The sequence below is a fragment of the Bradyrhizobium sp. PMVTL-01 genome, from assembly GCF_051861855.1.
GTDB lineage: Bacteria > Pseudomonadota > Alphaproteobacteria > Rhizobiales > Xanthobacteraceae > Bradyrhizobium.
Genome location: NZ_CP193982.1, coordinates 1,175,670 through 1,188,200, shown reverse-complemented (window position 1 = coordinate 1,188,200; position 12,531 = coordinate 1,175,670). Strand labels below are relative to the sequence as shown.

Genomic DNA, 12,531 nt, shown 5'->3' with positions numbered 1-12,531 from the left:
CCTTCGCGGATTGCCAACCGCTTTCCTGATGCGTGCGCTGCGCATAATATAGCGCAGCAACAGATGAACCCGACATGAAAATGACGGCGAAGCTTCGGCGTAAATCATGACAATTCCGAAAGAAATGCCGTCAGCGCCGGCACTTCCGCGCCGCCTCATCTGCTCCCGCTGCGGCAGCGAATTCGGCTGCGATCTGTCCGGCGATTGCTGGTGCGCGGAGGAAACCGAGCGCCTGCCGATGCCGGTCAAGGGCGAGGATTGCCTGTGCCGGGCATGTCTGCGCAAGGCTGCAGAGGCGAGCGCTGCTGGTTAGATGCGACACGCAGCCATATTCTCCCGTGTCGTCCCGGCGAAACCAGGGCGACGTTGGAGAGCGAGTGTGCCCGACAGCTACACCGCAAATCCCGGCGACTTCCGCGCCATGCCGTCGAAGGCATCCAGCAGTTTCCCGCGCCAGGCATAGACCGGATCGTCCGTCTCCAGCAGCTTGAACGGGCTCACCACGCGCGCCCACTGGAATCCGCCGAACACGATGTAGTCGGCATAGTTCGGTGCCTGCCCGCCGAGAAACGGCTGCGTCTTGAGCGTCTGGCGCATCACCTCCAGCGACTTGCGGAATGCGATCACGCCGGCATCGCGGCTCCCCATGATCTCCTCGAGAGTCTTGCCGCCGAAGCGCGCCTCGCGGGACTTGCGGAAATAGGCGGCATCCACCTCGGCCAGATTCTTCGGGATGTCGGCGATGATGAGCGGAAAGATGCCGCCGACGATCGCGATGTCGCCCCACGCGTTGATCATGCGCGCCATGGCGCGGCCGCCCTCGCCGCCGAACAGTGACGGGCGGTCCGAAAAATTGTCCTCGAGATAGTTCGCGATGGTCCAGGAATCGACGATCGGCCTGTCGTGATGCAGCAGCACCGGGACTTTCTCCGAGCCGTGCGGCGCGATCGCGCTCTTCTGGGTGAAGCGCCAGGGCACCGTCTCCGCCGACAGACCCTTGTGCGCCAGCGCCATCCGCGTGCGCCAGCAATAGGGGCTGAAGGGGCGTGCGGCGTCGGTGCCGACGAGCTCGAACAGTTTGAGTGACATGGCTGGCAGGCTCCTCATGCTCCGTCATTGCGAGGAGCTCTTGCGACGAAGCAATCCAGACTGCCGTCGCGGAGACATTCTGGATTGCTTCGCTTGCGCTCGCAATGACGATGTGGAGGCGGCAGCGTGCATCACCGCCCGTTGGTGCGCAGCAGCCTCTCGCCGCCTTCCGTCACCGCGATGACCAGTCCGACACCGGGCAGCGTCTCGCGCGCCACGTAGCCGCGCTCAGCGGCGTCTTCCCAGATGGTGAGGCGCGGGCACGAGGTCTTCCAGGTCGAAATCACCTCGGCATAGGCGCGCGGTTCGCGCGCGATCCATTCGACGAAGTCCAGCACCAGCGGATCGGCGTTACAGCTCATTGCAAACCTCCCTTTTCGAAAGCGGCCAGCACCGGCGTGCGAACCAGGAGCCAGCCGCCATAGGCGATATAATAGCAGGCGATGGTGGTGATCAGCTTGTTCGACCAGGCGATGAATTGCTGGTCGGTCATGGCTTCGAGGATGCGCCGCGCCAGCGTGGTGCCGAGCATCGAGGCTGCGATCGCGACGCCGGCGAGCACGGGATCGAGGCTCGCGGCCTGGTCGATGATGCCGCCGAAATAGACCAGCTTGGTGAAATGGCTGACGAGCTGGCACATCGCTTTCGTCGCGACCTTCTCGCGCCGGCCAAAGTCGCCGCCCAGGAAGAAGGTGTCGAGCAACGGCCCCGACACGCCGGTCATCAGCATCAGGCCCATGCAGATCGTCCCATAGACAGTGCCCTGCCAGAGCCTGTCGGGATCCGGCTTGATGTCTGACGGCAACAGCCGTGCCATGAAGGGGGTGATGCCGAGCAGGAGCAGGGCCGTCGGCTTGTCCGGCACGTAGCGGGTGATGGACCAGGCGGCGAGCGCAATGGCAGCACCGACCATGTAGTTCGCGACCGGCCGCCAGCGGATATGCGCCCGCCACAGGAACGCGCGCCAGCCGTTCGAGGCCATCTGCGTGATCGCATGCAGCACCATCGCGGTCGGCAGCGGCATCAGGGCCAGCAGCACCCCGATCAGGATCAGCCCGCCCGCCATGCCGAACAGCCCCGACAGGAATGCGGTTGCGACCATCAGCAATCCAAGGGCAGCGATCATGATGGGCGTCACGAGGGGAATCTCCTTCCGCGGGCACGCATAGTCAGGGACGCACGCTGTTTCACTCCCTCGCCCCGCTTGCGGGGAGAGGGGTGGGGTCAGGGAGTCTCCGCGGGAACGGTGACAGTTGGACTCGCGGAGAGTCCCCCTCACCCGGAATTTGCTGCCGCAAATTCCGGGCTCCCCCCGCAGGCGGGGAGAGGCGAAGGCAACGGCGCCTCCCGGTCAATCAACTTGGAATTACGGTCATTCTTCTGCCTCGCTTGCCGCGTCTTCGCAAACTGAGTTATCTTGCCCTGGCATCAGCTTTCCTGAGGGTCGGGCATTTGCGGCGGCTGCTGTTTCTCAACGGCATCAAGGCATTCGAGGCGGCGGCGCGGACAGGCAGCTTTGCTGCGGCCGGGCTCGAACTCAGCGTGTCGGCAGCCGCCGTCAGTCGCATGGTGCATCTCCTGGAAGAGCGGCTCGGCGTCGCCCTGTTCGAGCGCAAGGCCAACCGCCTGGTGCTGACGCAGGCCGGCCGCGCGTATCAAAGCGGGCTGACCCCGATCTTCGATGCGCTCGCAAGCCTCACCGCGCAGGTGACGGCGCCTTCCAGCGTGCGCGTGCTCACCATCGGCGTCGGCCACACCTTTGCGATGCGCTGGCTGATCCCGCGGCTGTCGGAGTTTCGCAGCGAGGAGCCCGACATCGAGGTGCGCTTCACCACCGGCGGCGCCCTGGTGCCGTTCGGCGAGGACTGGAATTGCGGCATCAAGCTCGGCACCGGCGACTGGCCCGGCCTCGTCGCCGAGCCGTTGTTTGCCGGCGATCTCACGCCGGTCTGCGTGCCCCGTCTCGCCGCCTCATTGAAGCGGCCGGCCGATCTCCGGGGACCCAGCCTGATCCGCGTCGCGCACTCGCCCGAGGACTGGCCGATCTGGCTGAAGGCCGCGAACCTGCCGCGCATCAACGCGCGCGGGCCGCAGTTCCAGTTCTATGGCCAGGCACTGCAGGCCGCCGCCGACGGGCTCGGCATCGCCATGGGCATCCGGCCCTATATCGACGACGATCTCGCCGCTGGACGGTTGGTCGCTCCGTTCGACCTCTCCGTGCCCAAGGGCATGCGCTGGTACCTGCTCTATCGCAGCTTCCAGACCGAACAGCGCGACTTTGCCGCGTTCCGCCGCTGGATCATGCGCGCGGCATCGGAACCCACCGCCCGTCCCCTCCGGCGGTCCAGCCGCAGTTCCGCGCGGAACTGACGCCACACCGGCAAAAAAGCCGGCATCTTGTGAACGGCTTCACATCCCAGAGTCGGCAAACGTGGTCTCCTGACCCTCCAAAAAGACACTTACGGACCACTTTGGGGACTAGCAATGACGACCCTCTACGACGGCTTTGACATCGAATCCTTCGAAGCTGGCAAGGGACTGTGGCACGCCCGCATCCGGCGCGCCGATTTCAGCCCGGTTGCCATCGACGGCGTGCTGTTTCCGGCCATGGAAGTCGGCTTCGCCTGGCCCGATCGCGATGCCGCGATCGCCGACGCCAAGCATCACATCGATCGCTTCCGCCGGCGCGCCGCCAGGGGCGACGAATAGGCCTTTCAGCACAGCGCGGCGCGCAACCAGGAACCCGTGATGTCGTCTATCGAGATCGAAGAGACCCAGCCGCTGGCCCGAACCTACGCCCGGTCGGTGCTGTCGAAATGCCCGGACTGCGACGGCGAACTCACGGTGGTCCGCGTGATCGGCGGCCGCGCCGGATGTGAGTACTGGACCATGCGGTGCACCGATTGCGGCGGCATTCATCTCGACGTCCTGAAGCCGCGCCAGGCGGTCGAGGATGACGACGGACCGCTGCCTGCGGCGTGAGCGCAGGTATCGGCCACGGGCTGCTGCCAACCTGCTGTCAGCAGCCTGAGCGTGGCGGGTCATTCGCCCTTTATTGAGCGGCGGACTCGTCCCATATTCGCCACATGGCGAAGAAACCTGCTCCCCCGAAATCCCCCAAATCCAAGGCCCCGAACTCGAAAGCGCACCGCCCTGATGTGCAGCCGATCGGGCCGGCGCTGGCCGAATTGCTCAATCCCGCGATCAATCGCGGCGACGCCGGGCTTGGCTCGGGCACCGGCCTGCAGCCGCCGCCGGACAATTCGCGCGACCGCCGCGCCGGGGGCGAGGCCGCCGCGCATCGCGCGCGCGCCTCGACGCCGAAGGAGTTTCCGCAGGATATGACGCGACCGATGCCGCTGCGGCCCAATCCGCAGCCGCCGGGGGCGCGTGCATCGACCGAAGGTTTTGATGAAGCGCCGCAGGCCAATTACGGCACCACCGCGACGATCCCGACGCTCGATCCGGAACTGGCCCGTCAGCTCGGACTTCCCACCGAAGAGGATGACGCGGAAGCGCTGGCGCGTCCGCCGCGCAACAAGATGGAGGCGCTCGGCGTCAAGGCGACTGCGGAGGCGCTGGAGTCGCTGATCCGCGAGGGCCGCCCGGAGTTCCGCAAGGACGACGGCTCCATGAAAGTGTGGACGCCGCACCGCCCGCCGCGGCCGGAAAAGTCCGAAGGCGGCGTGCGCTTCGAGATCAAATCATCCTACGAGCCCAGGGGTGACCAGCCGACCGCGATCAAGGAGCTGGTCGAGGGCATCGAGCGCAATGACCGCTCGCAGGTGCTGCTGGGCGTCACCGGCTCCGGCAAGACCTACACCATGGCCAAGGTGATCGAGGCGACGCAGCGCCCGGCGCTGATCCTGGCGCCGAACAAGACGCTCGCCGCCCAGCTCTATGGCGAGTTCAAGAGTTTCTTCCCCGACAACGCCGTCGAGTATTTCGTCTCGTACTACGACTACTACCAGCCCGAAGCCTACGTTCCGCGCACCGACACCTATATCGAGAAGGATTCGTCCATCAACGAGCAGATCGACCGCATGCGCCACTCGGCGACGCGCGCGCTGCTCGAACGCGACGACGTCATCATCGTGGCGTCGGTGTCCTGCATCTACGGTATCGGTTCGGTCGAGACCTACACCGCGATGACCTTCGCGCTGAAGAAGGGCGAGCGCATCGACCAGCGCCAGCTCATCGCGGACCTCGTCGCGCTCCAGTACAAGCGCACCCAGGCCGATTTCACCCGCGGCACCTTCCGGGTGCGCGGCGATGTGATCGACATCTTCCCGGCGCACTATGAAGACCGCGCCTGGCGCGTGAACCTGTTCGGCGACACCATCGAGGCCATCGAGGAGTTCGATCCGCTCACCGGCCACAAGCAGGACGAGCTCGAATTCATCAAGATGTACGCCAACTCGCACTATGTGACGCCGCGCCCGACGCTGGTGCAAGCGATCAAGTCGATCAAATCGGAGCTGAAGCAGCGGCTCGACCAGCTCAACAACCAGGGCCGCCTGCTGGAAGCGCAGCGGCTGGAGCAGCGCACCACCTTCGACCTCGAGATGATGGAGGCGACGGGGAGCTGCGCCGGCATCGAGAACTATTCGCGCTATCTCACCGGCCGCCGCCCCGGCGAGCCGCCGCCGACGCTGTTCGAATACGTTCCCGACAACGCGCTGATCTTCGCCGACGAAAGCCACGTCACCATTCCGCAGATCGGCGCCATGTTCCGCGGCGACTTCCGCCGCAAGGCGACGCTGGCCGAATACGGCTTCCGCCTGCCCTCCTGCATGGACAACCGCCCCTTGCGCTTCGAGGAGTGGGACATGATGCGGCCGCAGACGATCGCGGTTTCGGCGACGCCGAGCGGCTGGGAGCTGAACGAGAGCGGCGGCGTGTTCGTCGAGCAGGTCATTCGACCGACCGGACTTATTGATCCTCCCGTTGATATTCGCCCTGCCCGCACCCAGGTCGACGATCTCGTCGGCGAGGTCCGTGCCACAGCCCAGGCCGGTTATCGCTCGCTGATCACGGTTCTCACAAAGCGCATGGCGGAGGACCTCACCGAATACTTGCATGAGCAGGGCATCCGCGTCCGCTACATGCATAGCGACATCGACACCATCGAGCGCATCGAGATTATCCGCGACCTCCGCCTCGGCGCGTTCGACGCGCTGGTCGGCATCAACCTGCTGCGCGAAGGCCTCGACATCCCCGAATGCGCGCTGGTCGCGATCCTCGATGCCGACAAGGAGGGTTTCCTGCGCAGCGAGACCTCGCTGATCCAGACCATCGGCCGCGCCGCGCGCAACGTCGACGGCAAGGTGATCCTCTATGCCGACCAGATGACGGGCTCGATGGAGCGCGCCATCGCCGAGACCAACCGCCGCCGCGAGAAGCAGGTCGAGTACAACAACGCCAACGGCATCACGCCGGAGAGCGTGAAGAAGCAGATCGGCGACATTCTCAATTCGGTCTACGAGCGCGACCACGTGCTGGTCGAGGTCGGCGGCCACGACATGACCGACGACGTCATCTCGATCGGTCACAATTTCGAGGCCGTGCTGGCCGATCTCGAGACGAGGATGCGCGAGGCCGCCGCCGATCTGAACTTCGAGGAAGCCGCCCGCCTGCGCGACGAGGTCAAGCGCCTGCGCGCGACTGAGCTTGCGGTGGTCGACGATCCCACCGCGAAACAGCGCACTGTTGCAGGCAAGGCCGGCGCTTATGCCGGCGCGAAGAAGTACGGCGACGCCGCCAACCTTCCCGTCAGCGCCATGAAGAACAAGAGCGTCGCAACGGCGCTCAAGGCCGGCGGCGGCAAGGGCTCCCGCGTGCACAAGCCGCATCTCGACGAGATGCACGGCCCGGAATCCCTGCCCTACCGCGCCAGCCCGAGCCTGCCGTCAAAGCCGTTCGGCAGCACGAGCAGGATCATCCAGCCGACGGACTCGCGGCAGTCGGGTCCGGAGTTCGGGCCGGCGCCGAAGTCGACGGGTGGGGCGCCAGGGCGCCGCGGGGGGTGGAAGAAAAGGTAGGGGCGCATCCGCGCTCGTCGTGACCATGGCTTCCGGGCTCGCCGCCTTTTGGCACCCCGGAATGACGAATGGAGGGATCTCCCCTCACCCCACGCTCGCCGTCACCACGGCCATCACCGACAGCAGCAGCACGATGGTCATGAGCTGGAGCGAGGCGGCGGGCTGGGTGCGCCAGGCCGTGATCTTGTCGGAGAGCGACAGATGGGCCTCGAAGAACTTCGGCTCGTAGACGGTCTTGAAGACGGCGGGAAAGCTCGGGCCGAGGGTGACCGCGAGCATTGCATGCAGCATCGAGGCAACCGCGACGAAGATGGCGACGCCGGGGTCGCCCACGAGGTCGTGGTTGCCGACGAGCTTGAGCAGGAAGGCGGCGGTGGCGAAGCTCGGGAAGCTCTGCAGCGTCGCAGTGAGCGCGAGGCCTTCGAGCGCGTTGTGCAGGCGGGACTTTCTCGCGGCGGCGGTGGCGGCCATGGCACGTCTCCCTGATGACATGGGGATGACGTTAGCCGCGGTGCCGGCGGGGTGACGTGAGATGGGTCACGCCGGTGCTTCGTCTCTCCCCGCCTGCGGGGAGAGGGGGCAGCCTGCCGATGCGGATGCTGTGTCGCGCTACAGCTTCCCCTGCCCGTTCATCTGGCTCTGTTGCTGTTGCTGGCGCTGCCTCTCCTGTTCCTTCGCGTGATGCCTGCCGTAGAGACAGCCGGCAGCGGCCCCTAACATGCCATGATGGCCGGCATAGTGGCCGGCGACGCCGCCGACGACGGCGCCCTTGATGCAGCCCTTGGCGTTGGCGGCGGAACTCGCGCCTAGCATGAGGAGCGCGGCGGTGACGGCGAGAAGCGTGGCTTTCATGGATCGATGTCCCGGATGCGGTGTCCCGACATCAACGGGCGTGAACGGATCCAGGTTCCCTTGCGCGACACCCGGCAAGACGCGTCGGCAACCCGCCGTCCACGGGGACCGGTAGATTACGGGGTTCTGTTGTAAATCTCACAAAGCGCAGTCAATTGTGCCTTGCAAAAACGTGAATTGAGTTTTGGCCGAAATCGGCTATTTCGTTCGCACACAAATGAGTTGAGCGCCCCGGCGCACCTTGACGGTGCATGGGGTTGTTTTCCGTTTTTTCTGCAAGCCAGCGTCAGGACTGCCCAAATGACAGAGCACAGCCTCTGGCGTTTCTCGCGCGCATTGCACCGTGCGATCAACGACCGGCATTTCGAGGATATCGAGGCCCTGATCGACGAGGACGTCGAGTGGGCGCTCTACGGCCCGATCGACATGTTTCCGTTCCTCGGCGCGCGCCAAGGCAAGGACGCCGTGCTCGACGTCATCCGCCAGCTCGCCGACAATTTCCAGGTCCGCCGCTTCGACCGGGAGAGCATCATGCTGGGCGTCGATTCCGCCGCCTCGATGCTGCGCTATTCGCTGACGGCGCTCGATACCAACAAGCCGATCTCCTTGCGCGTGGCGCAGTTCGCCCAGTTCAGGGCGGGCAGGCTCGTCAGCATGCGGGTGCTGATCGACACCTTCGACCTGGTCGAGCAGGCACTCGGCCGCGCCATTCATCTGCCGAAGATGACCAGCGTCGGCTGAGGGGGACGCCAACGGGCCCCGCATTCCGGGACCGATGACAAGGCGACCGCGACGTCCTGGCCTCCAGCCCCGCCGGATGCCGTCGCAGGCCAGCCGTCATCGGGCGCGCGCCTTTCGCGCGGCCCGTTGGTTCGCGTCCTCCGGCGTCGCGAGGCGAGTCGTCACAATTTCGCAACGATAGGTGAGCATGCTCCGCGCGGAATAGCGCATTGCAGAAGGACCCTATATATTGGGAATAGCATGCGCTGGGGTTTGCGGGCAGGACGATGCAATTCTCGACGGGTTTTGGCTGGGCGAGGCTGCCGGTGCTGGCGGCCGCGTTGATCCTGGGATCGGCGCTGACGGTCTCGGCGCAGATCATCCCGCCCTTCTCCCCCGGCCCGGCCGCAGCGTCCGACGACGAGGAGGCGGAGACGGCGGAGGTTCCCAGCGCCAACGATCCCGACGTTATGAAGAGCATCGACGTCGACAAGCTCGACTGGAGCCAGCTCGCCGTCGACGCCGGCACGCTCAACGACATCATCGCCGCCAAGAAGCGCGCACAGGCCGCGGCCAATAGCGGACTGAACTGGTCGTCGAACGCCAACGCCAACGGCTCCTCGGCGGTGACGGTGAAGCAGTCGGTGTTCGAGTTCTGGGATACGCGGATCGGCGCCGACATGACGGTGGCGAGCGAGCCCAGGACGATGTCCGAGCTGCTGGCCCAGAAGGCCGCCAATGGCGGCAGCCTGCCGCAATCCTCCGGCAGCGCCTGGGCGACCGCGACCGCGCCGGGCGCGGGGGTGATCTGGGACAAGACCGCGGTGGAGGCCCGTGTCGATCCCGGCACCGACCAGAGCAAGATCGGGGCGTCGTTGACCAAGTCGGTGCCGCTGTCGGGCGACACACAGCTGACGCTGCAGAACGGCTACAGCGTCAACCAGCAGGGCACCACTGCCGTCCCCGGCATCGGCGGCCACATCACGCGCAATTACGAGACCGACCAGTCCGCCAGGGTCACCATCACCGACACCGGCACCAGCATCACCGCGGGCCAGACGCTGTCGACCACGGACGACAAATGGCTGCGCAAGCTCGGCGCCGAGCAAAAGCTGTTCGACAACGTCACCGTCTCCGGCTCAGTCGGCGAAACCTCGCAAGGCGCCATCAACAAGAGCGTGACGGCCGGATTCAAAAAGAGCTGGTGAGTTCTTCGCCTCTCACCGCTTGCGGCGAGAGGCCGGAATTGCGCGAGCAAATTCCGGGTGAGGGGGGACTCTCCGCGAACTCCTCTGTCACCGTCCCGCGGAGACTCCCCCTCACCCACCCTCCGAGCGGGGCGAGGGAGAAGACCGCCGAACCTGACTACGAGCTTCACCTCGCCGCAGCCGCCATTCACACTCCCCTAACCATACGCCACGGCAAAACCCCCGAATGGTCCCCCCTTGCCGCATCTCGGCCCCTTTGCTGTCAAAATCAGACGCCCTGATGCGGGCTGCCTTACAGACATCGTCGTGCGGGGGACACTCGCGCTGCGCTCAACGCGAACAGGGGAACAACGATGAACGCCATCCGTCCGGAAAAGATCGAAGCCACCGAGACTGAGACGGTCGACACCAATCTCGCCGCGGTCTCCGAGGTCGAGGCCGGCATTCGCGATTTCGTCCGCAACGACATCGCCTATCTGCGCCGTCCTGCCTCGGGCACCGACGCGCCGCCGCTCGATGCGAGCGCCGAGGCCACCGTCACCAACGTCAACTCGCTGATCCAGCGCGTCGCCGGCACCTCGCTCGCCGAGATCGAGAACCTGATCTCCGAGCTCGAGAGCCTGCGTGACCTGCTGCATGCCGAGGGCCAGCGCGTCCAGCGCGAGATCTCCGGCTACGCCCAGCTCAGCCAGGCCGCGATGAAGTCGACCCGCATGATCGCCGACAACGTCGCGCAGTGGAAGCGCGCCGCCGACGGCCTTCGCAACAGCTGATCACCAGCACGACGCATCATTGGCCGCCGCGTTCCCGGAAGTGGGCGCGGCGGTTTTGATTGTGGCGGTGTTTCCTCCCTCTCCCCGCTTGCGGCCGCTTGCGGGGAGGGGGGAGTCTCCACAAGGACGGTGATAGACAGACTCGCGGAGAGTCTCCCCTCACCCGCCGCGCTTTCGCGCGTCGGCCTCTCCCCGCAAGCGGGGGGCGAGGCGAGGAGCCCACCTGTTGAACCCTCCGTCCCCTCCCGGCGACCAATGCCAGGCGCCCGTGCCGCCACGGCCGGGCTCAGGGGACATGTCAGATGGAAAGCATTCGGCCCGACACCACGGACCCCATACCGCTGCGGCCCGCGCCGAGCCAGTTCGGCACGATCATGCTGCGCTTTGTCGGATTGCTGGCGATTGCGATCGCGGTGCTGGCGTTCGTCTATAGTCGCTGAGGCGGGGCCGCGGGCCCTGGGACGTTAACAGACCGTTACCGGTCAGCGTCGACGGTCGAAGCTTCCAGGGTGTAGGCGCCGTCGGCATAGCCCTTCACCACCATGCCGGCGACCAGCATCACGGCCAGCGTCGCGGTCGCAAAGATAAATCCAACAAACTTGAGTGCGCCGCGGTCAGCCATGGTCCTCGTCCCCTGTCCTTCTGTCTATTCGTTTCAAATAGACAGCGACAGGTTCATAATTGGTTAGCAACTTGATGGTTCCGGCAATTGCTTCGCGGTAACCATGTTGCGCAGGCTTATGGCAGCCGGTCCGAATAGCGTCCATAGCGCGCGGGCCACAGTTGGCACCAATTCGGCGGATGTTCCCCCTTCCCTGCTCTGAGAGATGCAGCCGGCGAGATGCGTTTTGCTGCGCCCTCGCCCCTCGTACAAGGGGAGAAGAAGGAGAGCTCGCCTTGACCTATTCCAAACTACGCGCTCTTCCGCAGCGGCACGAAGGCGCTCGCGATGATGGAGTAGACCTCCTCGCCGCGCTGGTTGGTGCCGGTGGTGCGGGCCGTCAAAATGCCCCAGCCGGGACGCGAGGCGGAGGTGCGCTTGTCGAGGACTTCGTTGACGTAAGAGACGGTGTCGCCTGCGAGCACTGGCCTGATCCAGCGCAGGTCGCGAAAGCCCGGCGACGGGCCCCAGACCGCGACCTCCTCGCCGCGCGAAGCAGCCTCGCGCGCCAGACGCTGGCCGTCGGCGACAAGCAGGCTCATGCAGGCCGAGCCGACATGCCAGCCCGAGGCGGCGAGCCCGCCGAACAGCGAGTTCTTGCCCTCCTCCTCGTCCAGGTGAAAGCGCTGCGGATCGAATTTGGCGGCGAATGACTTGATGGACTCCGCCGTGAACGTATAGGTGCCGATCTCCCGGCGCTGTCCGATCGCGATGTCTTCGAAGAACCGCATCAGGCCGCTCCCTCGCGCCGCTTGATCAGGATCGGCGAAGTCATTTCGGCAAGCACCTGTCCTGCGGCGTTGCGCACGGCGCATTTGAACTTGACGATGCCGAGCCCGGGGCGGCTCTTGGAGACCCGCGCCTCCAGCACGTCCACGTCGAGCGTGAGATCGTCGCCGGGCCGCAAGGGCGAGAGCCAGCGCACCTCGTCGACGCCCGGCGAGCCGAGCGAAGCCGCGCGGGTGATGAAACCGTCGGCCATCATCCGCATCATCAGCGAGCAGAGGTGCCAGCCCGAGCCGGACAGGCCGCGCAGCATGCTCTTAGCCGCTGCCTCCTCGTCGAGGTGCATGGGCTGCGGATCGAACTCGGCGGCGAAGGCCAGGATCTCGTCACGGGTGACATGGCGCGGGCCGAACGTTCCGAACCGGCCGGGCGGAAAATCTTCGAAGGTCAGGGTCATCTTG

The 12,531-nt window shown here is 65.7% G+C and carries 17 protein-coding genes; 9 read left to right on the top strand and 8 right to left on the bottom strand.

Annotation, left to right across the window (positions count from 1 at the left end; translation table 11 throughout):
• The first annotated feature begins 106 nt into the window (after nucleotides 1-106).
• Nucleotides 107-313: a cysteine-rich CWC family protein gene (locus tag ACRQ5Q_RS05620; protein WP_439371072.1), complete on the top strand. Its 207-nt coding sequence runs from the start codon at nucleotides 107-109 to the stop codon at nucleotides 311-313.
• A 77-nt stretch (nucleotides 314-390) separates the two neighbouring features.
• Here the strand turns inward: ACRQ5Q_RS05620 and ACRQ5Q_RS05615 are convergent, their stop codons facing one another.
• From ACRQ5Q_RS05615 to ACRQ5Q_RS05605, 3 genes are all read right to left on the bottom strand, one after another.
• A complete protein-coding gene (locus tag ACRQ5Q_RS05615) occupies nucleotides 391-1,089 on the bottom strand; it encodes a glutathione S-transferase family protein (protein ID WP_439371073.1) in 699 nt (232 codons plus the stop codon).
• 131 nt (nucleotides 1,090-1,220) lie between these two features.
• The gene (locus tag ACRQ5Q_RS05610; protein WP_439371075.1) at nucleotides 1,221-1,451 is read right to left on the bottom strand and encodes a hypothetical protein; all 231 of its coding nucleotides are present in this window, start codon (nucleotides 1,449-1,451) and stop codon (nucleotides 1,221-1,223) included.
• On the bottom strand, nucleotides 1,448-2,227 hold the full coding sequence (locus tag ACRQ5Q_RS05605) for a TSUP family transporter (protein ID WP_439371076.1): 780 nt from the start codon (nucleotides 2,225-2,227) through the stop codon (nucleotides 1,448-1,450). The genes ACRQ5Q_RS05610 and ACRQ5Q_RS05605 overlap by 4 nt, the downstream gene beginning before the upstream one ends.
• Before the next feature lie 314 nt (nucleotides 2,228-2,541).
• On the opposite strand from ACRQ5Q_RS05605, the gene ACRQ5Q_RS05600 reads away from it, so the two are divergent.
• From ACRQ5Q_RS05600 to uvrB, 4 genes are all read left to right on the top strand, one after another.
• A complete protein-coding gene (locus tag ACRQ5Q_RS05600; RefSeq protein WP_439371078.1) occupies nucleotides 2,542-3,459 on the top strand; it encodes a LysR substrate-binding domain-containing protein in 918 nt (305 codons plus the stop codon).
• 114 nt (nucleotides 3,460-3,573) lie between these two features.
• Complete coding sequence (locus ACRQ5Q_RS05595) at nucleotides 3,574-3,798, top strand: hypothetical protein (RefSeq protein WP_439371080.1); 225 nt, start codon at nucleotides 3,574-3,576, stop codon at nucleotides 3,796-3,798.
• Between the two features lie 39 nt (nucleotides 3,799-3,837).
• A complete protein-coding gene (locus ACRQ5Q_RS05590) occupies nucleotides 3,838-4,071 on the top strand; it encodes a hypothetical protein (protein ID WP_439371082.1) in 234 nt (77 codons plus the stop codon).
• 104 nt (nucleotides 4,072-4,175) lie between these two features.
• Nucleotides 4,176-7,130 (top strand): excinuclease ABC subunit UvrB, encoded by a 2,955-nt coding sequence (gene uvrB / locus ACRQ5Q_RS05585; protein WP_439396399.1) that lies wholly within the window; start codon nucleotides 4,176-4,178, stop codon nucleotides 7,128-7,130.
• A gap of 84 nt (nucleotides 7,131-7,214) precedes the next feature.
• Here the strand turns inward: uvrB and ACRQ5Q_RS05580 are convergent, their stop codons facing one another.
• Both ACRQ5Q_RS05580 and ACRQ5Q_RS05575 read right to left on the bottom strand, forming a co-directional pair.
• Nucleotides 7,215-7,601: a hypothetical protein gene (locus ACRQ5Q_RS05580; protein ID WP_439371084.1), complete on the bottom strand. Its 387-nt coding sequence runs from the start codon at nucleotides 7,599-7,601 to the stop codon at nucleotides 7,215-7,217.
• 138 nt (nucleotides 7,602-7,739) lie between these two features.
• A complete protein-coding gene (locus ACRQ5Q_RS05575) occupies nucleotides 7,740-7,982 on the bottom strand; it encodes a hypothetical protein (RefSeq protein ID WP_439371086.1) in 243 nt (80 codons plus the stop codon).
• 300 nt (nucleotides 7,983-8,282) lie between these two features.
• On the opposite strand from ACRQ5Q_RS05575, the gene ACRQ5Q_RS05570 reads away from it, so the two are divergent.
• The 4 genes from ACRQ5Q_RS05570 (at nucleotide 8,283) to ACRQ5Q_RS05555 (ending at nucleotide 11,123) form a co-directional block, all read left to right on the top strand.
• On the top strand, nucleotides 8,283-8,723 hold the full coding sequence (locus ACRQ5Q_RS05570) for a nuclear transport factor 2 family protein (RefSeq protein WP_439371088.1): 441 nt from the start codon (nucleotides 8,283-8,285) through the stop codon (nucleotides 8,721-8,723).
• 266 nt (nucleotides 8,724-8,989) lie between these two features.
• Nucleotides 8,990-9,910, top strand: coding sequence for a hypothetical protein (locus tag ACRQ5Q_RS05565; protein WP_439396397.1), 921 nt, complete (start codon nucleotides 8,990-8,992; stop codon nucleotides 9,908-9,910).
• A gap of 353 nt (nucleotides 9,911-10,263) precedes the next feature.
• On the top strand, nucleotides 10,264-10,683 hold the full coding sequence (locus tag ACRQ5Q_RS05560) for a hypothetical protein (RefSeq protein ID WP_439371091.1): 420 nt from the start codon (nucleotides 10,264-10,266) through the stop codon (nucleotides 10,681-10,683).
• 302 nt (nucleotides 10,684-10,985) lie between these two features.
• Entirely contained in the window at nucleotides 10,986-11,123 is a 138-nt protein-coding gene (locus tag ACRQ5Q_RS05555; RefSeq protein ID WP_439371093.1) for a hypothetical protein, read from the top strand.
• Between the two features lie 35 nt (nucleotides 11,124-11,158).
• On the opposite strand, the gene ACRQ5Q_RS05550 is transcribed toward ACRQ5Q_RS05555, so the two are convergent.
• The 3 genes from ACRQ5Q_RS05550 to ACRQ5Q_RS05540 all read right to left on the bottom strand — a co-directional run bounded on the left by ACRQ5Q_RS05550 (nucleotide 11,159) and on the right by ACRQ5Q_RS05540 (nucleotide 12,527).
• The gene (locus ACRQ5Q_RS05550) at nucleotides 11,159-11,305 is read right to left on the bottom strand and encodes a hypothetical protein (protein WP_165424826.1); all 147 of its coding nucleotides are present in this window, start codon (nucleotides 11,303-11,305) and stop codon (nucleotides 11,159-11,161) included.
• 290 nt (nucleotides 11,306-11,595) lie between these two features.
• Nucleotides 11,596-12,075, bottom strand: coding sequence for a MaoC family dehydratase (locus tag ACRQ5Q_RS05545; protein ID WP_439396395.1), 480 nt, complete (start codon nucleotides 12,073-12,075; stop codon nucleotides 11,596-11,598).
• Entirely contained in the window at nucleotides 12,075-12,527 is a 453-nt protein-coding gene (locus ACRQ5Q_RS05540; protein WP_439371095.1) for a MaoC family dehydratase, read from the bottom strand. Before ACRQ5Q_RS05540 ends, ACRQ5Q_RS05545 begins: the two co-directional genes overlap by 1 nt.
• Between the last annotated feature and the right edge of the window lie 4 nt (nucleotides 12,528-12,531).

Bases quoted from the DNA above. Each gene is read 5' to 3' on its own strand.
- ACRQ5Q_RS05620 (WP_439371072.1), top strand. From the start codon at position 107: ATGACAATTCCGAAAGAAATGCCGTCAGCGCCGGCACTTCCGCGCCGC.
- ACRQ5Q_RS05615 (WP_439371073.1), bottom strand. From the start codon at position 1,089: ATGTCACTCAAACTGTTCGAGCTCGTCGGCACCGACGCCGCACGCCCC.
- ACRQ5Q_RS05610 (WP_439371075.1), bottom strand. From the start codon at position 1,451: ATGAGCTGTAACGCCGATCCGCTGGTGCTGGACTTCGTCGAATGGATC.
- ACRQ5Q_RS05595 (WP_439371080.1), top strand. From the start codon at position 3,574: ATGACGACCCTCTACGACGGCTTTGACATCGAATCCTTCGAAGCTGGC.
- ACRQ5Q_RS05590 (WP_439371082.1), top strand. From the start codon at position 3,838: ATGTCGTCTATCGAGATCGAAGAGACCCAGCCGCTGGCCCGAACCTAC.
- uvrB (WP_439396399.1), top strand. From the start codon at position 4,176: ATGGCGAAGAAACCTGCTCCCCCGAAATCCCCCAAATCCAAGGCCCCG.
- ACRQ5Q_RS05580 (WP_439371084.1), bottom strand. From the start codon at position 7,601: ATGGCCGCCACCGCCGCCGCGAGAAAGTCCCGCCTGCACAACGCGCTC.
- ACRQ5Q_RS05575 (WP_439371086.1), bottom strand. From the start codon at position 7,982: ATGAAAGCCACGCTTCTCGCCGTCACCGCCGCGCTCCTCATGCTAGGC.
- ACRQ5Q_RS05570 (WP_439371088.1), top strand. From the start codon at position 8,283: ATGACAGAGCACAGCCTCTGGCGTTTCTCGCGCGCATTGCACCGTGCG.
- ACRQ5Q_RS05565 (WP_439396397.1), top strand. From the start codon at position 8,990: ATGCAATTCTCGACGGGTTTTGGCTGGGCGAGGCTGCCGGTGCTGGCG.
- ACRQ5Q_RS05560 (WP_439371091.1), top strand. From the start codon at position 10,264: ATGAACGCCATCCGTCCGGAAAAGATCGAAGCCACCGAGACTGAGACG.
- ACRQ5Q_RS05555 (WP_439371093.1), top strand. From the start codon at position 10,986: ATGGAAAGCATTCGGCCCGACACCACGGACCCCATACCGCTGCGGCCC.
- ACRQ5Q_RS05550 (WP_165424826.1), bottom strand. From the start codon at position 11,305: ATGGCTGACCGCGGCGCACTCAAGTTTGTTGGATTTATCTTTGCGACC.
- ACRQ5Q_RS05545 (WP_439396395.1), bottom strand. From the start codon at position 12,075: ATGCGGTTCTTCGAAGACATCGCGATCGGACAGCGCCGGGAGATCGGC.
- ACRQ5Q_RS05540 (WP_439371095.1), bottom strand. From the start codon at position 12,527: ATGACCCTGACCTTCGAAGATTTTCCGCCCGGCCGGTTCGGAACGTTC.